A 23,871-nucleotide genomic window follows, 5' to 3' on the forward strand; every position below is an offset into this window, starting at 1 on the left:
GAACATCCATGCCAACCCTCACGCCCCACGCAATCGACCACGCCTTGTCGTTGCCCACCGGAGACGAGATCGCACAGGTTCGAGACATCGTCGACGCCGCCGGATTCGTCACCGCTGCAACGCGGTTCGTCTACGTCGGACTGGACGAACCGGACAAGGCCGAGTTGTACGTCGCCGAACCGTCCACCCGACGCACCTTTCGGGTGCTGTTGCACGACATCTCGACACCCGATGCCGTCGACCTTCTCGTCTCCCTCGACGAGCGTCAGGTGATCGGCTCCATCCGGCTCGACGCGATCCGCGACGGCCAGATGCCGGTGCTCGACGAGGAATTCGAGCTCGTCGAGAGTGTGCTCTCCACCGACCCGGACTGGCTTGCCGCGTTGGCCGCGCGCGGACTGGACGTGGCACACGTTCGAGTGGCACCCCTGTCGGCAGGCGTATTCGACTACCCGGGCGAGCATGGTCGACGCATACTGCGCGGCTTGGCTTTTCGGCAGGACTACCCCGCCGATCACGCGTGGGCGCATCCCATCGACGGCCTGGTCGCCTTCGTGGACGTGATGAATCGGACGGTGGACAAGGTCGTCGACCTGGGTGTGGTTCCCATTCCGGAGGAGTCGGGAAACTTCGACGATCTGTCCGTCACCGGCCCGCTCCGCAGCACGCAGAAGCCCATCGAGATCACCCAACCCGACGGCCCGAGCTTCACGGTTCGAGGCAATCGCGTCGACTGGGAGAAGTGGTCGTTCAGAGTCGGCTTCGATGTGCGTGAAGGTCTTGTGCTGCACCAGATCGGCTTCGAGGACGGGGGTGCCGTGCGTCCGATCATCCACCGTGCATCGATCGCTGAAATGGTTGTGCCCTATGGTGATCCCTCCCCGGTACGGTCGTGGCAGAACTACTTCGACACCGGTGAGTACCTGGTGGGACGGTACGCGAACTCACTCGAACTCGGGTGCGACTGCGTCGGCGATATCACGTACTTCGACGCCGTGATCGCCGACGAATTCGGCAATCCGAAAACGCTGACGAATGCCGTGTGCATGCACGAGGAGGATTTCGGGGTGCTGTGGAAGCACACCGATCTGTGGTCGGGCTCGCAGGAGACCCGCCGCCAGCGCCGACTCGTGATTTCCTTCTTCACCACCATCGGCAACTACGACTACGGATTCTTCTGGTACCTCTACCTCGACGGCACCATCGAATTCGAGGTCAAAGCAACCGGAATCGTCTTCACGTCCGGGCATCCCGGTGGTGACTACCCTTACGCAACAGAGATCGCCCCGGGACTCGGAGCGCCGTGCCACCAGCATCTGTTCAGTGCGCGACTCGACATGATGGTCGACGGTATCGGCAACTCCGTCGAGGAGATCGAGACCCGCCGGGTACCGATGGGACCGGACAACCTGCACGGCAACGCCTTTGCTCTGCAACACACCCCACTGGCCACGGAAGCCGAGGCGCAACGTATCGCCGACGGCACGGTGGGCCGCGTCTGGCACGTCACCAATCCGACCTCGCTGAGCCGGCTCGGAAAGCCCGTCGGATACACGCTGCACCCCGAAGGCCAGCCATTGCTGCTGGCCGACGACAACTCGTCGATCGCGCGACGTGCCACGTTCGCCACCAAGCATCTCTGGGTGACGCAGTTCGACCGAAGCGAACGTTATGCCGCAGGCGATTTCGTCAACCAGCATCATGGGGGAGCGGGTCTGCCGGCGTTCGTGGCGTCGAACCGTAGCCTCGTCGACGAGGACATCGTGCTGTGGCACACCTTCGGGCTCACCCACTTCCCGAGACCCGAGGACTGGCCGATCATGCCGGTGGACTACACCGGCTTCAAACTGAAGCCCGCGGGATTCTTCGATCGCAACCCCACCCTCGATGTGCCCAGAACGACCTCTGCGCACTGTGCCGTCTCGAGCTGCGCGGGCGGGGAACAGAATGTCTGATAGCCAATCGAATTCGACGGCCGGTGCGCTCCGCGGTTCCATCGGCGTCGTCGGAATCGTGTTCCTGGTCATCGCCGCTGCAGCGCCGCTGACCGCCATCGGTGGGGCCCTGCCGGTCATGATCGCGACAGGTAACGGAGCGGGCGCTCCGCTCGCCTACATCGTCGCGGCTGTCGTCCTGCTGATCTTCAGCGTCGGGTACGCGGCCATGAGCCGACACATGGTGGACACCGGTGCGTTCTACGCCTACGTGGAGAAGGGGCTCGGGAGAACCATGGGCCTCGGTGCCGCGGGTCTGGCGCTGCTGACGTACACCGCCATTCAGGCGGGCATCTACGGCCTCGCCGCATCGACCGTCGACAGCCTGGTCGTGAAGTACGGCGGACCCGACCTGCCGTGGTGGTTGTGGGCGCTCGGTCTCGTCGCGATCGTGGCGCTGCTCGGCTACCGCAGCATCGATCTCGGTGCCAAGGTGCTCGGGGTGCTGCTGGTGCTCGAGATCGGCATCATCGTGATCCTGTCGGTCGCGGTGTTCGCCAAGGGTGGTGCCGCGGGCATCGACGTCGAATCGTTCACTCCCTCGGCCTTCTTCAGTGGATCGCCGGGAATCGCCCTGATGTTCGCCATCGCGTCGTTCATCGGCTTCGAGGCCACCGCGATCTACGGCGAGGAAGCGCGTAACCCAACGCGTACCGTTCCGATCGCGACTTACGCCGCTGTCGTCACCATCGGACTGGTGTACGCGGTGTCGAGTTGGGCCGTCGTGCTCGCCTTCGGCAGCGCGTCCGTCGCGCAGGCCGCTGCCGACGACACGGCGGGATTGACCTTCGCCGCTGCCGCCCAGTATCTGGGCCCGATGTCGGCGGACATCATGGAAATCATGTTGGTCACCAGTCTCTTCGCCGCTCTGCTGGCGTTCCACAACGCAATCGGGCGGTACGTCTTCGCACTGGCACGGAAGGGCGTCGCCCCCTCGTTGTTGGCGCGCACCCACTCTCGGCACGGCTCCCCGCACATGGGGTCACTGTTCCAGACCGGCTCGGCCGCGGTGGTTCTCGCGGTATTCGCGGTGGCAGGCGCAGACCCGGTGCTGCAACTGTTCACCTGGATGTCAGGACTGGCTACAGTCAGCATCCTGGTTCTGATGATCCTCACCGGCGGCGCCATCATCGCGTTCTTCCGTCGATCGACCGTGGATGCGCGCACCTGGCACACCGTCGTCGCCCCGGCACTCGGAACCGTGGGGCTGGTGGCGATTCTGGGTCTCGTGCTGGACAACTTCACGCTGCTGATCGGTGGTTCGGGAGTGCTCGCCGCCCTTCTGTTGATCGTCGTCGTGGCATTCTTCGTGGGAGGAACAATGACGGCACGAGCGACTCGGAGTCGAACTCTCGAGACGACGGAGGTCTGACACCGATGGTCATGACGGTGCTGATGGCGCTCGGTGCAGTGGGTGCTGTTCTTCCGCTGCTCGGACGTGGCAAGCACACGGGGCGGGTGCGGTGGGCTCACCTCTGTATGGGCACCGTCATGGCAGCCATGGTGGCCTTCGGTACCGACCCATCCATGGCGCTGATATCGATACTCGCTCTCGTCGCGGTTGCCGTACACGTCACCGCAGACGTGCCGAACAGAACCCGATCTATTCCATGCGCGGTGGACCTGACGTGCATGGCCGTGCTGCTGATGATGCTGCCGCCCATGCACTCCCACGCGGAATCGCAGGCGACGACGCGGCACCGGCACGGAGTCGAGGCCGATCCGAGGATCATCGCCGCGCTGCTCCTGGTGGGGTGGATGGCCGTGACGATCCACCTGTTGCGCACCAACCCGCCCGGACGACGAGTGACGGCAGGTTCCGCACTGATGATCCTCGGAATGGCACCGATGATCCTCTGACGGAGACTCCCCCACGTGGTCGCTCCTGCCGGCTCCGCTCCCGGTGCGCATCTGACCCAGAATGTGTGCGCTCAGCGACATGTTTGCGTTCGCGGATTCGGCCACTGTTGTGTCGACGGTCACAACAGAAAGAGGCAGCGCATGTCGACGGATTACATCGTAGTGGGAGCAGGATCAGCAGGAAGCGTCATCGCCCGGCGCTTGCTCGATGCCGGGCATACCGTGCACGTGATCGAAGCCGGACCGGTGGATACCGACCCGGCGATCCACTCACCCCAGGGCTGGCCGACACTGCTCGGCGGACCGCAGGACTGGGGACTGTTCACCACCCCGCAGAAGCACGCCAACGATCGGCGGATCTTCTGGCCGCGTGGACGCGTACTCGGCGGCAGCTCGTCCCTCAACGGAATGATCTACGTCCGAGGGCATTCCAGCGACTACGACGGGTGGGCGTCCGCGACAGGCGATGCCGGGTGGTCGTGGGAGAACGTACTGCCCCTGTTCAAGCGCTCGGAGTCACACGAGCTCGGGGCCAACGAGTTCCACGGCGGCGACGGGCCACTGCCGGTGTCGATCATGGGCACCCCGCATCCACTGGCGGCTGCCTTCGTCGACGCGGCCGTCGAGCACGGCCACAAGCTCATCGACGACTTCAACGCCGACGAGATGGTCGGCGCGGGCTACAACCACACCACCACCCGTGACGGTGAGCGGATGAGCGCGTGGAAGAGTTTCGTCGGGCCGGTGCTGAACAATCCCGATCTCACCGTCACCACCGGTGCGCTCGTCCACAAGGTGGCGCTCGAGAACGGACGAGCGGTGGGAATCGAGTTCAGTCGCGGCGGCTCCGAAGTACAGCGTGCGTTCGCCGACCACGAGGTGATCCTGTGCGGTGGAGCCCTCGGCTCACCGAAAACGTTGATGCTCAGTGGAATCGGCCCCTCCGATCATCTAGGTGCACACGGTATCGACACGGTGGTGGACCTGCCCGGCGTCGGCGAGAACCTGCACGACCATCTGCTACTGAGCAACATCTACGAGGCACTCGAGCCGCTCGCGGCCGGTACCAACAACCTGCTCGAGGCGCAGTTGTACGCCCGCAGTGCCGGATGGGAAGGCGCTGCACCGGATCTGCAGCCGTTGTTCATGCACATTCCCTATCCCGCCGACGGATACCCGGTGCCCGAGAACGGCTACACCATCGCACCCGGCATCGTCGCACCGCGCTCGCGCGGCACCCTCCGGTTGGCGTCCTCGGACCCGAGCGAACTACCGCTGGCGGATCCGAACATCCTGGCCGATCCGTACGACCTCGAAGCGATGGTCGACGCGGTGGAGATCTGCCGCGAGATCGGTGCCTCCGACGCGTTCGCGCCGTGGCGCAAGGCCGAGGTGGTTCCGGGACCGAGTGCGCGTACCCGCGACGACCTGCGAGCCTACGTTCGCCAGACCGCCGGCACGTATCACCATCAGGTGGGGACCTGCAAGATGGGTGCCGATTCGGACGCGAATGCGGTTGTGGGAGCTGATCTTCGAGTGCGAGGTGTCGACGGCCTACGGGTCGCGGATGCGTCGATCATGCCGACGGTGCCGTCGGGCAACACCAACGCGCCGACCATCATGGTGGGCGAGCGGGCCTCGGATCTGATTCTCGGGGCGTGATTCGTGGTCGGGTGAGGGCGGCGGGTACGCCCTCACCCGGCGCGATACTCGCGCGGCGACATGCCGTACGTCTCCTTGAACAGTTTCGAGAAGTTCGAGGAATCGATCAAACCGTTTCGCGCGCAGATGGTTCCGATGCTGTCTGCCGCGAAGCGGGGGTCGCGTAGTTCGCGGTGGCATCGTTCGAGTCGCCTGGATCTGATCCAGCCGGCCACGGTACGGCCGTCGGACTCGAACAACTTCTGCAAGTAGCGCGTCGAAATATGGAGTCGCGCAGCGATCGACGCCGTGGACAGTGTGGGATCGGACAGATGCGACTCGACGAGGCTCTTGGCCTCGATCAGGAGCGTGGAACCCGGCGCATCATGGGGAGCCGCGTCGTCGAGAGCAGCACAGAGAAGGTCGAGCACCGCGTTCTCCAGCATCGGCGTCGCCGGCAGTGTTCCGTCTGCGGCGTTGCGGCGCAGATTGAACAGAAACGGCGAAACCAACGCGCCGACGCCGTGATCGCCCTCGATGCGACGCGCGGCAACAGTCGTCAACTCACGGGAATCGATGCGGAGCGCGTCGCGGGGGAACATCACCACGAACATCTCGAAGTCTCCGACGAAATGAAGATCGTACGGGGCACTGGTGTCGTACACCGCGAAGTCGCCCGGCTCCAGCACGGCCTCGCGGTCGTTCTGAACCAGCGTGCCGCGGCCGGTCAATTGCAGTCCGACCTTGATCAGGCCGGGATCGGCGCGCTTGATGGTGGCGCGGGTGCGCCGCACGTCCACCTCGCGCCCCGCCACCTCGCTCAGTTGCAGCGATCCCAACGTCGACGACACCAGGGTGCCCTGGAACGGAGACTGCCCGGTGGACACAGCGTCCAGCGGCACGAACGCCGTCGAGACGTTCTCGCGCCATTGCTCGAAATCCTGTGCCACCGGGCTCATGTCATACGGCCGGGCGGTTGTCGATCAGCCTGCGGGCCTTACCGATCGAACGCTCCAACGCCGCCTGCGGCAGTACGTCGACGTTCACCGTCACACCGATCCGATTCTTGACCAGCTTCTGCAGCGTCACGCCAAGGCCGGCGTACTGATCGGACGGCACATCGGGCCTGGCCTCGACCCGCACCGTCAGGGAATCCATTCGGCCTGCACGATCGAGTACGCACTGGAACTGAGGTGCGAGCGCGGGGACACCCAGGATGAGCTCCTCGATCTGCGTCGGGAAGAGATTGACGCCGCGCAGGATGATCATGTCGTCGGTCCGGCCGGTGACCTTCTGCATCCGACGCATCGTGCGGGCCGTGCCGGGCAGCAGACGCGTCAGATCCCGGGTGCGATACCGCACGATCGGCATCGCTTCCTTGGACAGGGAAGTGAACACCAATTCACCCTCCTCGCCGTCGGGCAGAACTTCGCCGGTCACCGGATCGATGATCTCCGGGTAGAAATGATCCTCCCAGATGTGTAGTCCGTCCTTGGTTTCGACGCATTCCATCGCCACACCCGGTCCCATCACCTCGGACAGGCCGTAGATGTCGACGGCATCCATCGCCAGAGTGTTCTCGATTTCGGTGCGCATCTCCTCGGTCCACGGCTCGGCACCGAACACTCCGGTCTTCAGCGACATCTTCGCGGGATCGATCCCCTTCTTCACCATGGCGTCGACGATCGTCAGCATGTAGGACGGGGTGACCAGGATGGCGTCGGGCTCGAAGTCCTGGATCAGTTGGATCTGACGATCGGTCATGCCACCGGACATCGGAATGACCGTGCAGCCGAGTCGTTCTGCGCCGTAATGCGCGCCGAGCCCGCCGGTGAACAGTCCGTACCCGTAGGCCACGTGCACCTTGTCCGACGGCTTGACCCCACCTGCGCGGAGACTACGGGCGATGAGATCGGCCCAGTTGTCGATGTCCTTGGCGGTGTAGCCGACGACGGTCGGACGACCGGTGGTGCCCGAGGACGCGTGAATGCGCGAGACCTGGTTCTGCGGCACGGCGAACATGCCGAACGGGTAGTTGGCCCGCAGGTCCTGCTTGGACGTGAAGGGGAACTTCGCCAGATCGCTCAGGTCCTTCAGATCGCTGGGATGCACTCCGGCATCGTCGAATGCCTTCTTGTAGTGCACCACGTTGTCGTAGGCATGCTGCAGCGACCACCGCAGACGCTCCAACTGGAGAGCGGATATCCGGTCGCGAGAAGCGAACTCGATGTCGGGGGTGTCGGTGGGGGTGGACAAGACGCTGGTCATGGCAGTCTCCGGGGGATCAGGCGTCGAAGTCGACGGTGACGGTGTCGCTGACGGGGAAGGTTTGGCAGGTGAGCACGAAGCCGGCGTCGACCTCGTTGTCCTCGAGCGCATAGTTGCGACGCATGTCGACGTCGCCGAAGGTCACCTTCGCGCGGCACGTGCCGCACACTCCGCCCTTGCAGGCGAACGGAAGATCGGAGCGCAGCTGCTCGCCCGCGTCGAGAATCGACTCGTCCTGAGGCAGTGCGCCTTTCACCTCACGGCCGTCGAGGATGATGGCGACCTCGCTGCTGGGCCCGGTGACGCCGGGCTCGCGGTGCTTCTCCTGCGGCGGCGGTACGTCGTCGACGTAGAACAGTTCGTGGTGAATGCTGCTCTTGGCGACGCCGAGTTCCTTCAGCACGTCCTGTGCGTCGTTGACCATTCCGAACGGGCCACACAACCAGAAATGATCGATGTCCGGTGTGGCGACGACAGTGTCGAGTATCTCGCGCAAGCGCTCGGCATCGAGCCTGCCGCTGAACAACTCGACCTCACGCGGTTCGCGGGACAGGACATGAATGATGTCGAATCGACTGCCGTACTGGTCTTTGAGGTCGGCTATCTCCTCGGCGAACATCACCGTGCGTGTGCGCCGATTGCCGTACAGCAGAACCACTTCGGCATCGGGGTTGGCGAGCACGGAGGCCGCGATCGACAGCATCGGGGTGATGCCGGATCCGGCCGCGATGAGAACGTGCCTGCCCGCCACAGCGGGATCGGCGTGAAAGTTGCCGGTCGGGCCCTGAACGTCGATGCGGTCGCCGACCTTGACCTCGCGGACGAGCCAGGACGAGAACAGGCCATCGCTGACCTCGCGAACGCCGACGCGTGGACGCGAGCCCGCCGGTGCACAGATCGAGTACGAACGACGATGCTCCACACCGTCGATCGTGCGGCTGAGCATCAGCGACTGACCCGGCTTGAAGTCGAATTCCTCGCGCAGATCCTCCGGTACGTCGAAGGTGACGGCCACTGCGTCGTCGCACAGTGATTCCACATCGGCGACGGTCAGGGGGTGAAACGGCTTGTTGCGCTGGGTCTTCTGTACGGGCTCGGCGGTGACGGTCATCAGATTTCCTTGACGTGGTCGAAGGGTTCGAGGCAGTCGTCGCACCGATACTGGGCCTTGCACAGGGTGGCACCGAATTCGGAGGTGAGACGGGTGTTCGCGGAACCGCACTGAGGGCAGTCGATTCGGCGTGGCTTCACGGTGAGGGTCAACGGGACCGGGCCGGATGTGCGAGCGGGAGCCGGTCCTGGTGTGGAGTAACCGGTCTCGCGTAGCTTGCGCAGGCCCTCCTCGGAGATCCAGTCGGTACTCCACGCGGGGGAGAGGCTGGTGACGATCTCGACGTCCGCGTAACCGTGATCCTCGAGCTTGTGCACGAGGTCGTCGCGCATCGTCGCCATGGCTGGGCATCCGGAATACGTCGGAGTGATCGTGACGAGCACACTGCCGTTCTCGCGTACCTCGACGTCGCGCAGGACGCCGAGATCGTCGAGCGTGAGCAGTGGCATCTCGGGGTCCATGACGGTGGCCGCGATCTCGCGTGCCGAGAGTTCCATCGTTGTCACCAGACTCCCTCCGGATGCGCTCTCGCCACGACCTGCATCTCGGCGATCAGCGGTCCGAATGCTTCGGTGTGAACGCCGCGACGACCACCGCGGCCGCCGATGGTGCCGACGGACTTGCCTTCGGGTGCCTCGAGCTCCGCGGCGTGCAGGACCTGTGCGAGGACGGAATCGAACTCCTCGCGGACATCCCGAGGGTCGACGGCGACGCCGACCTCGGCCAGGGCGATCTCCTCGTCCGTGGGGAGAAACAGCTCGGAGACATACGGCCAGATTCTGGTCACGGCGTCGCGCACTCGTTGCTTGGATTCATCGGTTCCGCAACCCAGCGTCACGACCCAGCGTGCGGCGTAATCACGATGGTAGGTCAGCTCTTTGACGCCCTTGCTCGCGACAGCGGCCAGAACCGGATCGCGAGATTCCTGCAGACGAGTGAAGACGGCGAGCCGCCACGTCGCGAACACCAGCAGGCGGACCTGGGATTTCGCGAAGTCGCCGTTGTCGAGTTCGGTGAGTCGAACGCACCGGAAATCTGCCTCGTCGCGGAAGAACGACAGTGCATCCTCGGCCGGTGCGGGGGAGGTGTCCGAAATGAACGGCACCACCGTCGGGTCTGCTTTGGCGGCGCGGGCCAGCAGCAGCCGAGCCTGGCCGAGGAGATCGAGGCCGACGTTGGCCAGGGCCACTTCCTCTTCGAGCTCCGGTGCGCGGGTGCTCCATTGCACCAGTCGCTGCGAGCTGATCAGCGCGTCGTCGCCGAGCATGAGGCAGTATGCGGCAAGGGCTTTCAGGTCGACGTCGTCGGGGACGGTGGTGTCGACTCCGGCGAGCGGGTCGTCGAAACTCGTTCCGAATGCCCACTGCCCGTGTGAATCCTCGTCGACGAGGCCCTCGTAGGCGCTGTCGTGATCAGTCATGAGTGCTTGTCCTCTTGAAGAATGGGTCTCACATGTGGGGGACGTTGTCGGGGATCTCGTAGAACGTCGGGTGGCGATACACCTTGTCGCCGCTCGGTGCGAAGAAGGGATCCTTCTCCGACGGGGACGACGCGACGATCGAGTTGGACGGAACCACCCAGATGCTGACGCCCTCGTTGCGACGGGTGTAGACGTCGCGAGCGTGCCGCAGGGCCATGTGGTCGTCGGCAGCGTGGAGTGATCCGACATGCACGTGGTTCAGGCCGCGCTTGCCGCGCAGGAACACCTCGTACAACGGCCAATCAGCCTTGACGGCTTCTCTTTTGGGCTCGACCGGAACGTTGTCGGTGGGAACTGCTCCGTGGCCGCCCTCGGCGGTGAACTCGCTCATGATGCTGCGTTCCTTGCTGCGAATGCGGTTGCGGCCTCACGGACCCAGGCACCGCCGTCGTGCGCTGCGCGACGATTCGCGATGCGCTCGACGTTGGAGGCACCGTTGCCCTTGATTACCTGCATGAACTCGGACCAATCGGGCTCGCCGAAATCGTGCGACTGACGCTCTTCGTTCCACTTCAGATCCGGGTCCGGGAATGTGACGCCCAGAGCCTTCGCCTGCGGGATCGACATGTCGACGAAGCGTTGGCGTAGTTCGTCGTTGGTATGGCGCTTGATGCCCCACTTCATCGACTGCTCGGTGTTGGGAGACTCGTCGTCCGGCGGACCGAACATCATCAGTGCCGGCCACCACCAGCGATTCACCGACTCCTGAACCATGGCCCGCTGCTCGTCGGTGCCGCGCATCATCGTTGCCAGCAGTTCGTAGCCCTGGCGCTGGTGGAAGGATTCTTCCTTGCACACGCGGATCATCGCGCGTGCGTAGGGACCGAAGCTGCTGCGGCACAGGGGAACCTGATTGCAGATAGCCGCACCGTCGACGAGCCAGCCGATGGTGCCCACGTCGGCGTACGTCAGGGTGGGGTAGTTGAAGATCGAGGAGTACTTCTGCTTGCCCTCGATGAGCTTGACCGTCAGGTCTGCGCGGTCCGCTCCGAGCGTCTCCGCGGCGGAGTAGAGGTAGAGGCCGTGGCCGGCCTCGTCCTGCACCTTGGCCATCAGAATCGCTTTGCGGCGCAGCGACGGCGCGCGGGTGAGCCAATTGCCCTCCGGCTGCATTCCGATGATCTCGGAATGCGCGTGCTGGGCGATCTGCCGAATGAGTGACTTGCGATAGCCGTCGGGCATCCAGTCTCGCGGCTCGACGCGCTGCTCATGGGCAATGGTCTCGTCGAATCCGTCCCGCAGCGTTTCGGCGGACAGGGTGTTTGACGTGGTCATAAGTCCTACTTTCATTACCGAATGATCGGTTGGTAACCAGTATGCCTCGAAGTGACCCCGGGCACAAGAGCGGCTGCGCCGCACGTGCGCGAAACCTCGTAGCAGGGGTCGAGTTTCTGTTCACATGGGTCGTTCCGCAGGCTCCACTCCCGCTCACATGCCGACGAAGGAGGCTCTTTTTTTCGCCAGGAACGCGTCGACGGCGGCCTTGTGGTCCTGCGTCTGGCCCAGAGCGGTCTGCGCTTGCGCCTCGCGGTCCAGTGCGTCGGACAGTCCGGATCGAGCGATCAGCGACTTGACCTGCTTGTAGGCCTGGGTGGGGCCTGCAGCGAGGGAGGTGGCGAGCGTGCTCGCGGTCTCGAGTACGTCCCCGTCCTCGACGACGCGATGCACCAGACCCCAGTCGAGGGCCTGCACGGCGGTGACCCTGTCACCGAGCAGCATCAGACCCGCGGCCCGGCTCGATCCCAGCGCCTCGACCAACGAGTAGCTCAACCCCGAGTCGCTGGCCAGGCCGATTCCGGTGAAGGCCGTCGCGAATGAGGACTTGGTGCCCGCAACCCGAATATCTCCGGCCAAGGCAATCCCGAGACCTGCGCCGACGCATGCACCGGGGATGGCCACGACGATCGGTACCTCGAGCGCAGCCAGTCCGCGAATCACCGGGTTGTAGTGCTCACCGACGGTATCCATCGCCGTGGCCGGATCGGCCTCGAGTGCGGCGACGTGCTCGCCGAGATCCTGGCCGACGCAGAAGTTCTTCCCCTCTGCGGTGATCAGCACGGCGCGCACCTCGGGTGCAGCGGCGTTCTGGACGGCCTCCGCCAACGCAACCTTCGTTGCGACGTCGAGGGCGTTGTGTGCCTCGGAGCGCGCGAGGGTGATGGTCGCCAAGCCGTCGGTGATGTCGAACCGTACCGTCATGTGTTCGTCCAATCGTGAAAGCCGCGACCGGACTTGCGTCCGATGTCGCCGCGAGCAACCATGTCTCGCAACAACTGCGGGGGAGTGAACCTGTCGCCGAGGGTCGACGCCAGGTGTTCTGCGATGGCGAGCCGGACGTCCAACCCGACGAGATCGGTCGACCGCAACGGTCCCATCGGATGCTTGTAGCCGAGTTCCATGGCGCGGTCGATGGATTCGGCGTCGGCGACGCCCTCCTCCAACATCCGAATGGCCTCGAGTCCGAGGCAGACGCCGAGCCGCGAGGTCGCGAAGCCGGGGGAGTCGTTGACGAGCACCTCGGTCTTGCCCAGGAGCGACACCCACTGCTGTACTCGCTGCACCACGTCCGCGGAGGTGGCGGGAGCGCGCACGATCTCGACGAGAGTCGACGCCGGAACCGGGTTGAAGAAGTGCATCCCGATGAAGCGGCTCGGATCACTCAGTGCTGCGCCGAGTTCGGCGATGGAGATAGAGCTCGTGTTCGACGCGATGACCGAATTTTCCGATGCGACTTTGTCTATCAGAGCCAACACCTCGACCTTGAGCGCCGGAATCTCGGGCACGGCTTCGACCACCAGGTCGAGGTCGGCGGGTAGGTCCGCGGGCCCGGCGACGGTGGAGACCCGCGCGAGAATCGCAGCGGGATCCTCACTGAGTTTGCCGCGCTCGTGCGCCCGATCCAACCCGGTCGAGACTCGACCGAGGGCTGCTTCTTGGTCGACGGCCTCGGCAATGACGACGGTGGAACCGAGGGCCGCGAACACCTGCGCGATACCTGCACCCATGCGGCCGCCACCGACCACTGCCACCTTTGATGGAGCTGTCATTTCTTCTTCTCCAGAAATGCCGTCATTCGGCGTTGTTTGTCTTCGGTCTCGAACAGAACAGCCTGCGCGATGTCGTCGGCCCACGGGTGTGAACCGGGCGCATCGAGAATTTTCTTGGTCAGCTTCAGTGCCAGCGGTGCTTGTTTGGCAATGCGATCCGCGAGGGAATGCGCCGCAGCCAACGGCTCGTCGACGACGTCCAGTACCAGTCCGGAGCGCAGTGCCACCTCGGCGTCGAGCGTGCGGCCACCGAGGAGTACCTGCTTGGCGACGGACACTCCCACCAAAGTCGGCAACCGGTAGCTGGCCCCGGCAGCAGCCATGATGCCCAGTCCCGGTTCGGGATTGCCGAACACCGCCGTCGGCGACGCGATACGGATGTCGCAGGCGTAGGACAGTTCTGCTCCACCGCCGAGGGCGTACCCCCGGACTGCGGCGATCGTCGGCAGGGGTAGTGCGGCGATGCGGTCGAACAGGTTTCGGTTGATGCCGCGCAATGCGTCGTCGCGGGTGCGGGCGCGCAGCTGGTTGATGTCGGCACCGCCGGCGAAATGCTCGCCCTGCCCCGTCAGGATGACGATCTTGGGATCCTGCTCCACGAGCGCGCACACCTCGTGCAACTCGCCGATCATCTCGGAATCGATTGCGTTGCGCTGCTTCTCGCGATTCAGTGTGACGACAACCCGGTCGGTCAGCTCCTCCACGACAAGTGTGTTCACGGTGCCTCGATCAACATCGACACGCCTTGCCCGACGCCGACGCACAGCGTTGCGAGCCCGCGGGACGCCTTCTCACGTTCCATGCGGCCCAACAGCGTCAACAGGATTCGAGCACCGGAGGAACCTAAGGGGTGGCCGAGGGCGATGGCCCCGCCGTCGGCATTGACGATGTCCTCGTTCAGTTTCAACTGGCGGATGACGCCGAGTGACTGCGCCGCGAAGGCCTCGTTGAGCTCGACGGCACCGAGATCGTCGGCAGACCACCCGGCGCGAGCGAGTGCCTTCTGTGTGGACGGCACCGGCCCGAGTCCCATGATGTGCGGTGCGATGCCTGCGCTCGCACTGGTGACGATGCGGCCCCGTACCTCGAGGCCGTACTTGTTCACGGCCTCCTCGGAGGCCACCACCAGCGCCGACGCACCGTCGGTGAACGGTGAGGACGTTCCGGCGGTGACGATGCCGTTCTTGCGGAACACGGTCTTCAGCGTGCCGAGCTTCTCGAGTGTGGTTCCGCGTCGCGGTGTCTCGTCCTCGGTGACCTCGCCGTTCTTGGTCGTGACGGGCACGATCTCATCGGCGAAGCGTCCGGCATCCTGGGCGGCGATGGCACGCTGCTGACTGCGGAATGCGAAGGCATCGGACTCTTCGCGGGTGATGCCCTCGCTGAGCGCGACCTCCTCGGCGGTTTCGCCCATCGACAGGGTGATCTTGGGGTCGGTCCCCGCGTCGTGGGAAGCGAAGGTCGGATTGGTGAAGCGCCAGCCGAGGGAGGTATCGAAGATCTCGCCCGGCTTGGCCCACGCGGTTCCCGGCTTGGCCATGACCCAGGGCGCGCGCGTCATGGACTCGACGCCACCGGCCACGATGATCTCGGCCTCACCGCTCCGAATGGTGCTCGCGGCGTTGGCGACTGCGGTCAGTCCGCTCGCGCACAGACGGTTGACGGTGTAACCCGGCACGGTGTGGGGGAGTCCTGCGAGCAGAACTGCCATTCTGGCCACATCGCGATTGTCCTCGCCTGCCTGGTTCGCCGCACCGAGAATCACCTCGTCGATTCGGTCGACGGGAACGCCCGTGCGCCGGACCGCCTCGGCGACGACGATCGCGGCCAGGTCGTCGGGGCGCACGGTCGACAGCGCACCGCCGTAGCGTCCGTGCGGGGTGCGTGCGCCGGCCACCAGAAATACTTCGCCCACTTCGAACTCCTTCGTACGGTTGCGTCATTGATAACCGAACATTCGGTCGTTTGGCAAGGTCTGCTGCCCGTGGTGCTGTGGAATCGGCCATCGGCTGAGAAGATGTGGCAATGACAACCGCACGCGCGCCGCGCAAGACCGGACAGCCAGGGCGGCCGGGATACGACCTCGATTCCCTCCTGGCAGTGGCGGTCAAGGTCTTCAACGACCGCGGATACGACGGCACCAGCATGGAGGTTCTGGCGAAGCGGCTCGGTATCACCAAGTCCTCGATCTATCACCACGTGTCCGGCAAGTCCGAGTTGCTCGAACTCGCGCTGTCGCGGGCCCTCAATGCACTGTTCGCCGTCACGACCGAGGATCGGGCGACAACCGGGCGATACATCGACCGCCTCGAATACCTGGTGCGACGCAGCGTGGACATCCTGTGTGCGGAACTGCCCTACGTGACGTTGCTGCTGCGCGTGCGAGGCAACACGGATGTCGAGCGGCGCGCCCTCGCCCGTCGCCGCGAATTCGACTCGTTTGTCACCGGGCTCGTGGTGGCTGCGGCCGAAGAAGGCGATCTGCGTCCCGGAGTGGATCCGGCGCTGGCATCGAAGCTGGTGTTCGGCACGGTCAATTCGCTCATCGAGTGGTATCGCCCGCGCACCGGCGGATCGGTCGAGGAATTGGCCGACGCGGTCGTGGCGCTGACCTTCGACGGGTTGCGTCGCACGTAGCCGGACAAGTCTTGACATCTCGGCGTTCGACGGCGATGGTAATTACCGACCGAACGTACGGTGAGATGGAGGCGTTGTGAGCAGACTTCTGGAAAGCTATGCCCAGGGAGCGTGGTATTCCGCGACCGACGAGGGAACGCCGCTGCTGAGCGCCGTCGACGGCAGCGAGATAGCTCGGGTGTCCTCCAGCGGTCTCGACGTTGCCGGCATGGTCGACTACGCCAGAACTGTCGGCGGCCCGGCCCTCGCCGCCTTGACGTTCCACGAGCGCGCGGCGCTGCTGAAGCAGTTGGGCCTGACGCTGATGGCAGGCAAGGAGGAGTTCTATCAACTCTCCCGACATACCGGAGCCACCGTCCGTGATTCCGGCGTCGACATCGACGGCGGCTTCGGCACCGTGTTGAGCTACGCGAGCAAGGCTCGACGCGAGCTGCCCAACGACACTGTCTATCTCGACGGTGCGATCGAACAGCTCGGCAAGAAGGGCACCTTCCTCGGTCAGCACATCTACACCTCGCGGCGCGGTGTCGCGGTGCAGATCAACGCCTTCAACTTCCCCGTCTGGGGATTCCTGGAGAAGCTGGCACCCGCGTTCATCGCCGGCGTGCCGTCGATCATCAAGCCCGCCAGCCAAACTGCGTACCTCACCGAGCTGGTGTTCCGCCGCATCATCGAATCGGGACTCTTGCCCGAGGGATCGGTACAGCTGCTGTGCGGTAGTGCCCGCGGCGTCCTCGATCACCTCGGCGGTCAGGACTCCGTAGCGTTCACCGGAAGTGCCGATACTGCAGCGACTCTGCGCTCGCACCCCAAGGTCGTCGGCGAGGGACTGCACTTCACGGCCGAGGCCGACTCTCTGAACGCGTCGATTCTGGCTTCCGATGTTGCGCAGGGCGATCCGGAGTTCGATCTGTTCGTCAAGGGCGTCTTCGCCGAGATGACATCCAAGGCGGGACAGAAGTGCACGGCCATCCGGCGCGTGTTGGTCCCGCAGGACTCGGTCGAGCCCGTCATCGAGGCGCTGAAGGCAAAGCTGGAGAAGGTCGTCGTCGGTGATCCGGCAGACGAGGGCGTCACCATGGGTGCGCTGGCGAGCATCGAACAACGCGACGAGGTACTCAAATCCATTCGTGGACTGACCAAGTCCGCTTCGGTGGTCTTCGGCGATCCGGAGACGGTGGATCAGCGGGCCGGCGCGTTCATGGCACCGGTGCTGCTGAAGGCCGGAGACAAGACCGCGACCGAACCGCATGACATCGAGGCCTTCGGGCCCGTCTCTACCGTCATCGGTTACGACAGCACCACAGACCTCCTCGATCTCGTCGCCCGCGGCAGGGGCTCGCTGGTCGCCTCTGTCGTGACCAAAGATTCGGCCATCGCACGCGAGCTCGTACTCGGGTGCGCTCCGTACCACGGGCGCATCCTGGTGTTGAACTCCGAGGATGCGAAGGAATCGACCGGCCACGGATCTCCGCTGCCGGTCCTGGTGCACGGCGGTCCCGGACGGGCCGGCGGCGGTGAAGAACTCGGCGGTATCCGCGGCGTACTGCATCACATGCAGCGCACAGCAATTCAAGGAACCCCGGACGTGCTGACTGCGGTGGGCAACAAGTGGGTAGCCGGTTCTGCGCGCATCACCGGCGATGTGCATCCGTTCCGCAAGAACCTGGGCGAGCTGAAGCTCGGCGACACCATCGTCGGTGGACCCCGGCAGGTCACCCGAGCAGACATCGATCACTTTGCCGAGTTCACCGGCGACACGTTCTACGCACACACCGATCCCGAAGCGGCAGCCGCCAACCCGCTGTTCGGCGGTATCGTCGCGCACGGCTACCTGGTGGTCTCGCTTGCAGCCGGACTGTTCGTCGACCCGGCACCAGGTCCCGTGCTCGCGAACTTCGGCGTCGACAACCTTCGTTTTCTCACACCCGTCAAGGCCGAGGATTCGCTGACGGTGACGCTCACGGCCAAGCTGATCACCCCGCGTCAGAGCGCCGACTACGGTGAGGTGCGTTGGGACGCAGTGGTTGTGAACCAGAACGACGAATCGGTCGCCACCTACGACGTGCTGACCCTGGTTGCGAAGCCCGAGGACGCATCATGAGTATTCGCGTTGCCGTCTGTTACGGAATGCCCGAGGACCCTGCCGCATTCGATCGGCACTACGCCGACGTGCACGTGCCCCTCGCTTGTGCCGTTCCCGGCCTGGTCGACTTCACCTGGGGCACCCTGGACTCGCTCGACGACTCACCACCGCCGTACTACGCGATCGCCAGCCTGTACTTCGCGGACGAGGCGTCGCTGAAGGCAGGACTGTCCTCGCCCGAGATGAAGGCGGCAGGCAAAGATCTGCGCAACTTCGCGACCGGTGGGGCCGTCATGTTCACCCAGAATGAGCGATCGGTGTTGCAGTCGTGAATGATTCGATGATCGCGCGAGAGATGTTCGAGTTCGACGCCGCGTCCCGCAAGCTCGGAATCGAATTGATCGAGCTCTCACCCGGGCACGCGAGAATGTCCATGGTCGTCACCGAGGACATGGTCAACGGCTACGCCATCACGCACGGCGGCTATGTCTTTCTGTTGGCGGACACGACGTTCGCGATGGCCTGCAATTCACACGAGGACTCGGCCGTCGCAGCGCGATGCGACATTCGCTATCTCCGTCCGACGAAGGCCGGTGACGTCCTGGTCGCCGACGCCGTCGAGCGTGCGAGGTTCGGCCGCAACGGTCTGTACGACGTGTCGGTCACGTGCCGAGACGAGCTGATCGCCGAATTCCGAGGTGACAGTCGCACCGTGGCCCGGTAACGGCACCGCACATGGAAGTACTGTGAATCGGTGAGCACTGCGGATCTCTCGGCGCTGGCGGACGCAACCGCCACCGCGGTGGGCGGCGCTGTGTCGGTGATGGATCCACTCGGCTTCGTCATCGCCTACTCGTCCGTACCGGGCCAGCCGATCGACGACGTCCGTCGAGACGGGATCCTCGGGAAGCAGGTTCCGGCCGAGTACATGGTGCATCACCTCGACCCCGACTTCCGGCGGAGCTCGACGGTGCACGTGGTCGACGTTCCCGGAGTGCTCCCGCGACTGGCGGTGGCCGTCTCGGTGGACGGGGAGTATCTCGGCTCCATCTGGAGTATTGCCACCGGGGTTTCCCTATGTCCGCCTGACTCCAGCGTGATGGCGGCCATGACGCGTGCGGCAGCAGCTGCGGTGCCCCTGCTGCTGGCCCGGCGTCATCCGGCCGGTGCCGACAATCCGAGGGCGCGTGCGCTCCTGACCGACCCAGATACCGTCACACCGCCCGGCAGCCTCTACGTCGTGCTGGCAGGGAGGGTCGAGTCTGCGCAATCGGAGGCTCAGCTGGTGCAGTTGGCCGATCTGTTGGAGCTGACGTTCGGCACTGCGGCGGATTCGGGCTGTGTCATCGAGGATCGCACCGTTTTGCTGGTCACGGCGGCCGAGGACGAACGCGGTGTCGCCGTTGCGGCCGAGGATGTTCGACGCAAGGCGGAGGCCGCATTCGGTGTATCGGTCACCTTTGCGATCGGCGGTCCGGACGCCCGGCCGACAGTGGCACGTCGACATGCGCAGTGGGTACTCGACGCGGTCGGGGACGGTGTGACGACGACCTTTCGGCAGAGTCGGCTGTCGGTCACACTACGTAGAGCGTCTGATGCGCTGTCGGACGTCCCGTTGGCCATACCGGCCGTCGAGAAGATGCTCGCCTGCGACGCAGCCGAAGGTACCGAGTACTCCGCGACGGTGCTGGCGCTGCTGGCGCACGAGTCCAATGTTGCCGCCGCGTCTGCATCGCTGTATCTGCACCCCAACACCTTTCGCTATCGACTGCGGCGTACCAAGGAGCTGTTCGGCCTCGATCTCGACGACGCGGACACCCGACTGCTGGTGTGGATGGCGCTCCGGCTCACGTCCGGGCGGTGAGGACCTTTCCTGGGTTGAGCAGGTAGTGCGGGTCGAGCAATTCCTTGATGCCACGCTGCAGTTCTGCTGCAACCGAATCGAGTTCGGTCTCGAGTAGGTCCCGCTTGAGCAGCCCGACTCCGTGCTCGCCCGTGATGGTTCCGCCGAGCGAGAGGGCGAACGCTGCGATCTCGTCGAACGCGCGGTGAGCGTCCGTCAACGACTGTGGGTCCGTCGGGTTCACGATGACCGTGGGATGGATGTTTCCGTCCCCCGCGTGACCGACGACGCCGATGACGATTCCGATGCGCTCGGCGATGCGTCCGACCTCGTCGATCATCGCGGCGAGGTGCGAAATCGGAACGGACACATCGTCGACCAACGGAGAACCGAGACGCTCGAGTGCGGGGTACGCCAGCCGACGGGCCTGCACGAGTTGCTCCGACTCCACCTCGTCCTCGGCAACGGCCACATCGGTCGCGCCGGATTCGGTGCACAGTGCGGCGATGGCCTCGAGCTCCTCCACAGCGCCTGCGCCGATGTCGGATTGGGCGATCAGCACGGCCGCGGCATCGGTACCGAAGTCCATCCGGGCGTAGGCGTCGATCGCGGCGATGGTGGTGCGGTCCAACAGCTCGAACAGGCTCGGGGTGATACCGGCGGCACGAATCCGCGTCACCGCCTCTCCGGCAGCGACGGTCGAGGGAAACGTCGCGGCCATCGTCAGCGGAGTGGCAGCCGGAAAGTCGAGGCCGACGATGGCCTCGGTGATGATGCCGAGTGTGCCCTCGGACCCGACGAACAGATCGGCGAGCGACAGCCCGGCCACGCCCTTGACGGTGCGTCGGCCGACGAAGGTCGCCCGGCCATCGGCGAGAACAACACGCAGTCCACGCACGAATCGTGCTGTGACGCCGTACTTCACGCAGCACAGGCCACCGGCGTTGGTGGCGATGTTCCCACCGATCGTCGACGCCTCCCAGCTGGACGGGTCGGGTAGATACGTCAACCCTTGCTGCAGGGCAGCATCTTTGAGTTCCTTGTTCGTCACGCCGGGTTGCACGACGGCGACGCGGTTGACGACGTCGAGCTCGATGATCTTGTTCATGCGCCGGGTGTTGAGGGCAATGGCTCCGACGCTGGTGTTCGCGGCTCCGGCCAAGCCGGTCAACGCTCCCTGCGGGACAACGGGAATGCGGTGCGCCGACGCAATGCTCATGATTGCCTGGACGTCCGATTCCGTGGTCGGCAGCACCGCGGCCAGCGGAAGCGCGGATTCACACAGAGCGGCTGCGTCGTGACGGTAGCTCTCGAGGATATCGGGGTCGGTGATCACCGCGTCGGCACCCAGCGCACGCATCAGTTCGTCGATGATCGGAGAGCGCTGAACGAGAGTCGACGTCGGTGCAGACATGAGTTCGAGTATGACCTTCCGTCACTTCGGATGTCTGCGTCGTTTCGAACGAACCCGAGGGCTCGGATCGGTAGTTTCCGACGAACTGCGTCAACGGTCTTGTTATGCGTGCTACCACCTTGACAAACTGTGGTGGCGCCGGTCACAGTAATTACCGACCGAATGGACGGTGAGTTTCATCCGCTTCTGCGGTTGCAGGAATCACCGACCTTCACCCATCACAACCCCGCCCCACATCACTCCGAACTGCCGCTCGATGCCCGAGTGCCGGAGCCCGAACGAAACGAGACAAGTCGATGTCAACCCAGGTCGAGACGCCCACCGGGGTGTCGCGTGAGCATCGCCGCGCCGCCATGGCCAGCATGGTCGGCACCACCGTCGAGTGGTACGACTTCTTCATCTACGCGCAGGCGGCGTCGCTGATCTTCGCGCAACTGTTCTTCGCGCCCATGGGTTCGTCCGGACAGCTCGTCGCCTATGTCACGATCGGCATCAGCTTCATCTTCCGTCCACTCGGGGCCATCGTCGCCGGCTACTTCGGTGACAAGATCGGCCGCAAGAAAGTCCTCATCGCGACCCTGACATTGATGGGTGCGGCCACCGTCGGTATGGGACTGCTGCCGACCTATGCCACCATCGGCATCTGGGCCCCGATCATTCTGATCGTGCTGCGCATCCTGCAGGGATTCTCCACCGGCGGCGAGTGGGGCGGCGCGGCGCTGATGGCCGTCGAACATGCCCCGAAGGGCAGGCGCGGAATCTACGGTGCCGCAACCCAGATGGGCGTTCCGCTCGGCATGCTCATCGCGGTAGGAACGTTGGCATTGTGCACCGGCTTGCTCAGTGAGGAGCAGTTCGAGGCCTGGGGCTGGCGCATCCCGTTCCTGATCAGCTTCGTGCTCATCCTCGTCGGTTTCTACATCCGACGCCGCGTCGAGGAGACTCCGGTGTTCAAGGAGCTCGCAGAACGCAAGGAGCGCAACCACACTCCGGTTCGTGCACTGTGGCGCACCAACAAGAAACAGGTCATGCTCGCTGCGCTGTCGTTCATCGGCACCAACGGAAACGGCTACATCATCGTCGGCGGTTTCATCGTGGCGTACTCGACGCGCGAACACGGACTCGCTCGCGTGGATGTGTTGGTGGCCAGTTTGTTCGCGGCCATCGTCTGGGGAGTGTTCACTCTGCTCGGAGCGCACCTGTCCGATCGCTACGCCCGAACCACGATCATGAACGTCGGAAACGCGGCAATGGTGTTGTGCGCCATCCCGTTCTTCCTACTCGTCGACACCGGTGAATTGCACTGGATCTACGTGGCCCTCGGGCTCTTCGCCGTCGGACTCGGCCTCTCCTACGGACCACAGCCGGCCCTGTACGCCGAGATGTTCCCCGCAGCAGTCCGATTCAGTGGAGCGTCCATCGGATATGCCATCGGAACCGTGCTCGGTGGAGCATTCGTCCCGACCATCTCCGAGGCACTGTTCAACGGAACCGGCACCTCGATGTCGATCTCGATCTACCTGATGATCCTGGCCGCGATCTCCTTCGTTGCGACCTCGCGAATCAAAAACCGTAAAGACGAGGATCTGAACGTCTGACGTCGCATCGACGAAGGCCCCGAAGCCGGCGCGGTTTCGGGGCCTTCGTTGTTTACTGAGCGGGCCACCGTGGTGCAGAATTGCTCTGATGCGATTCCTGATGAAGTAGCGACGTCGAATAATCGAGACAGCGGGACTTCGTGTCAGCTGTCGATGGTTGCGCCGACGTAACTCGCCCTGATACTTTGAAGTTCTTGCCGCCCCATCGAGGTGGGGCTGGAAGTGAGCCACAGAATCACTCGCCGGATGACGAGGTCTGTGGCTTGCGTCGTTTCAGGGTCAGAGGTGGTGAATTTCGACAGCATCGCTGATTTTGTCCAGATAGCTGCTGTTTCCCACGCGGTCTTGTACCACCGCTCCGCACACGATGTCGGGCACCCAGAGCGCAGGTTCGATTCGACCGACGCTGTGATGCAGACGTAGACCTGAGGTAACCACTTTTTGTGCGCGGAACTTCTGAAGTAGATCGAGATCGCTTCGGTCCTGGTTGCCTCGCGATTCCAGGGTGACGCGTTCGCATTGCATCTCGGCGAGGTTCGGTAACAGGAATTCCAAGCATTTTCGGCGATGCCGTCGATCGGTTGCTTCGGTGGTGTGTACGACAACCAAGCCCATCATCGGCAGTGAGGCGATTGCGTCCACGAGAAGGTGGCGGCGCTCGGGACTGCTTCCATGCCAGTGCACCTTGGGCTCGGTCACGAGGCGGACCTGTTCCAGGGTGTTGCGCCATTCCGGCACATCACTTTCGTCGCACAGGGCCGCCGCCATCAGATAGGTGTGAGGATCTCGGCCGGGCTGAGACCCGCTCTCGTCACCCCACGCAGTCAGCATGGGCGGCGAGTTTACGGACCGGCACCGACCGAATCCTCACCTCGAAATGGCCATGGCCCTG

General features: G+C 64.4%; 23 protein-coding genes. 10 read left to right on the forward strand and 13 right to left on the reverse strand.

From position 1 onward, the window contains the following. Nucleotides 1-8 precede the first annotated feature (8 nt). From CH291_RS11705 to CH291_RS11720, 4 genes are all read left to right on the forward strand, one after another. Nucleotides 9-1,955 carry a primary-amine oxidase gene (locus tag CH291_RS11705; RefSeq protein WP_094687546.1) on the forward strand — a complete coding sequence of 649 codons (1,947 nt, stop codon included), beginning with the start codon at nucleotides 9-11 and terminating at the stop codon, nucleotides 1,953-1,955. After that, nucleotides 1,948-3,366 carry an APC family permease gene (locus tag CH291_RS11710; RefSeq protein ID WP_094687547.1) on the forward strand — a complete coding sequence of 473 codons (1,419 nt, stop codon included), beginning with the start codon at nucleotides 1,948-1,950 and terminating at the stop codon, nucleotides 3,364-3,366. Before CH291_RS11705 ends, CH291_RS11710 begins: the two co-directional genes overlap by 8 nt. A gap of 5 nt (nucleotides 3,367-3,371) precedes the next feature. Continuing rightward, nucleotides 3,372-3,854, forward strand: a complete 483-nt coding sequence (locus CH291_RS11715; RefSeq protein ID WP_094638833.1) for a DUF5134 domain-containing protein — start codon at nucleotides 3,372-3,374, stop codon at nucleotides 3,852-3,854. Nucleotides 3,855-3,995: 141 nt separating this feature from the next. After that, on the forward strand, nucleotides 3,996-5,516 hold the full coding sequence (locus CH291_RS11720) for a GMC family oxidoreductase (RefSeq protein ID WP_094687548.1): 1,521 nt from the start codon (nucleotides 3,996-3,998) through the stop codon (nucleotides 5,514-5,516). A gap of 32 nt (nucleotides 5,517-5,548) precedes the next feature. On the opposite strand, the gene CH291_RS11725 is transcribed toward CH291_RS11720, so the two are convergent. The 11 genes from CH291_RS11725 to CH291_RS11775 all read right to left on the reverse strand — a co-directional run bounded on the left by CH291_RS11725 (nucleotide 5,549) and on the right by CH291_RS11775 (nucleotide 15,316). Then, nucleotides 5,549-6,454, reverse strand: coding sequence for a helix-turn-helix domain-containing protein (locus tag CH291_RS11725; RefSeq protein WP_094638831.1), 906 nt, complete (start codon nucleotides 6,452-6,454; stop codon nucleotides 5,549-5,551). A 1-nt stretch (nucleotide 6,455) separates the two neighbouring features. Then, nucleotides 6,456-7,763 carry a phenylacetate--CoA ligase PaaK gene (paaK, locus tag CH291_RS11730; protein WP_094687549.1) on the reverse strand — a complete coding sequence of 436 codons (1,308 nt, stop codon included), beginning with the start codon at nucleotides 7,761-7,763 and terminating at the stop codon, nucleotides 6,456-6,458. A 16-nt stretch (nucleotides 7,764-7,779) separates the two neighbouring features. Continuing rightward, entirely contained in the window at nucleotides 7,780-8,874 is a 1,095-nt protein-coding gene (gene paaE, locus CH291_RS11735) for a 1,2-phenylacetyl-CoA epoxidase subunit PaaE (RefSeq protein ID WP_094687550.1), read from the reverse strand. Beyond that, nucleotides 8,874-9,371 (reverse strand): 1,2-phenylacetyl-CoA epoxidase subunit PaaD, encoded by a 498-nt coding sequence (gene paaD, locus CH291_RS11740; RefSeq protein ID WP_094687551.1) that lies wholly within the window; start codon nucleotides 9,369-9,371, stop codon nucleotides 8,874-8,876. The genes paaE and paaD overlap by 1 nt, the downstream gene beginning before the upstream one ends. Nucleotides 9,372-9,376: 5 nt before the next feature. After that, nucleotides 9,377-10,294: a 1,2-phenylacetyl-CoA epoxidase subunit PaaC gene (gene paaC / locus CH291_RS11745; RefSeq protein ID WP_094687552.1), complete on the reverse strand. Its 918-nt coding sequence runs from the start codon at nucleotides 10,292-10,294 to the stop codon at nucleotides 9,377-9,379. Nucleotides 10,295-10,322: 28 nt separating this feature from the next. Next, nucleotides 10,323-10,685, reverse strand: a complete 363-nt coding sequence (paaB, locus tag CH291_RS11750) for a 1,2-phenylacetyl-CoA epoxidase subunit PaaB (protein ID WP_094638826.1) — start codon at nucleotides 10,683-10,685, stop codon at nucleotides 10,323-10,325. After that, nucleotides 10,682-11,629, reverse strand: a complete 948-nt coding sequence (gene paaA, locus CH291_RS11755; protein ID WP_094638825.1) for a 1,2-phenylacetyl-CoA epoxidase subunit PaaA — start codon at nucleotides 11,627-11,629, stop codon at nucleotides 10,682-10,684. The genes paaB and paaA overlap by 4 nt, the downstream gene beginning before the upstream one ends. 153 nt (nucleotides 11,630-11,782) lie before the next feature. Further along, complete coding sequence (locus CH291_RS11760) at nucleotides 11,783-12,553, reverse strand: enoyl-CoA hydratase/isomerase family protein (RefSeq protein ID WP_094687553.1); 771 nt, start codon at nucleotides 12,551-12,553, stop codon at nucleotides 11,783-11,785. Beyond that, nucleotides 12,550-13,401, reverse strand: a complete 852-nt coding sequence (locus CH291_RS11765) for a 3-hydroxyacyl-CoA dehydrogenase family protein (protein ID WP_094687554.1) — start codon at nucleotides 13,399-13,401, stop codon at nucleotides 12,550-12,552. Before CH291_RS11765 ends, CH291_RS11760 begins: the two co-directional genes overlap by 4 nt. Beyond that, complete coding sequence (locus CH291_RS11770) at nucleotides 13,398-14,120, reverse strand: enoyl-CoA hydratase/isomerase family protein (RefSeq protein WP_094687555.1); 723 nt, start codon at nucleotides 14,118-14,120, stop codon at nucleotides 13,398-13,400. Before CH291_RS11770 ends, CH291_RS11765 begins: the two co-directional genes overlap by 4 nt. After that, entirely contained in the window at nucleotides 14,117-15,316 is a 1,200-nt protein-coding gene (locus tag CH291_RS11775; RefSeq protein ID WP_094687556.1) for a thiolase family protein, read from the reverse strand. The genes CH291_RS11770 and CH291_RS11775 overlap by 4 nt, the downstream gene beginning before the upstream one ends. Nucleotides 15,317-15,426: 110 nt before the next feature. Here CH291_RS11775 and CH291_RS11780 point away from each other — a divergent pair, with 110 nt between their 5' ends. The 5 genes from CH291_RS11780 to CH291_RS11800 all read left to right on the forward strand — a co-directional run bounded on the left by CH291_RS11780 (nucleotide 15,427) and on the right by CH291_RS11800 (nucleotide 19,988). Beyond that, complete coding sequence (locus CH291_RS11780; protein WP_032380646.1) at nucleotides 15,427-16,038, forward strand: TetR/AcrR family transcriptional regulator; 612 nt, start codon at nucleotides 15,427-15,429, stop codon at nucleotides 16,036-16,038. A gap of 76 nt (nucleotides 16,039-16,114) precedes the next feature. Then, nucleotides 16,115-18,142 (forward strand): phenylacetic acid degradation bifunctional protein PaaZ, encoded by a 2,028-nt coding sequence (paaZ, locus tag CH291_RS11785; RefSeq protein ID WP_094687557.1) that lies wholly within the window; start codon nucleotides 16,115-16,117, stop codon nucleotides 18,140-18,142. Beyond that, on the forward strand, nucleotides 18,139-18,456 hold the full coding sequence (locus CH291_RS11790) for an EthD family reductase (RefSeq protein ID WP_094687558.1): 318 nt from the start codon (nucleotides 18,139-18,141) through the stop codon (nucleotides 18,454-18,456). The genes paaZ and CH291_RS11790 overlap by 4 nt, the downstream gene beginning before the upstream one ends. Before the next feature lie 23 nt (nucleotides 18,457-18,479). After that, nucleotides 18,480-18,848 (forward strand): hydroxyphenylacetyl-CoA thioesterase PaaI, encoded by a 369-nt coding sequence (paaI, locus tag CH291_RS11795; protein WP_373455128.1) that lies wholly within the window; start codon nucleotides 18,480-18,482, stop codon nucleotides 18,846-18,848. A 30-nt stretch (nucleotides 18,849-18,878) separates the two neighbouring features. After that, on the forward strand, nucleotides 18,879-19,988 hold the full coding sequence (locus tag CH291_RS11800) for a PucR family transcriptional regulator (protein ID WP_094687559.1): 1,110 nt from the start codon (nucleotides 18,879-18,881) through the stop codon (nucleotides 19,986-19,988). On the opposite strand, the gene CH291_RS11805 is transcribed toward CH291_RS11800, so the two are convergent. Next, nucleotides 19,972-21,381: an FAD-binding oxidoreductase gene (locus CH291_RS11805; RefSeq protein ID WP_094687560.1), complete on the reverse strand. Its 1,410-nt coding sequence runs from the start codon at nucleotides 21,379-21,381 to the stop codon at nucleotides 19,972-19,974. The two genes, CH291_RS11800 and CH291_RS11805, sit on opposite strands and share 17 nt — an antisense overlap. A 296-nt stretch (nucleotides 21,382-21,677) precedes the next feature. Here CH291_RS11805 and CH291_RS11810 point away from each other — a divergent pair, with 296 nt between their 5' ends. Beyond that, complete coding sequence (locus CH291_RS11810) at nucleotides 21,678-22,979, forward strand: MFS transporter (protein ID WP_094687561.1); 1,302 nt, start codon at nucleotides 21,678-21,680, stop codon at nucleotides 22,977-22,979. Nucleotides 22,980-23,258: 279 nt separating this feature from the next. On the opposite strand, the gene CH291_RS11815 is transcribed toward CH291_RS11810, so the two are convergent. Further along, nucleotides 23,259-23,810 (reverse strand): hypothetical protein, encoded by a 552-nt coding sequence (locus CH291_RS11815; RefSeq protein WP_094687562.1) that lies wholly within the window; start codon nucleotides 23,808-23,810, stop codon nucleotides 23,259-23,261. Between the last annotated feature and the right edge of the window lie 61 nt (nucleotides 23,811-23,871).

The sequence above is a fragment of the Rhodococcus sp. 14-1411-2a genome (assembly GCF_002259485.1).
Lineage (GTDB): Bacteria > Actinomycetota > Actinomycetes > Mycobacteriales > Mycobacteriaceae > Rhodococcoides.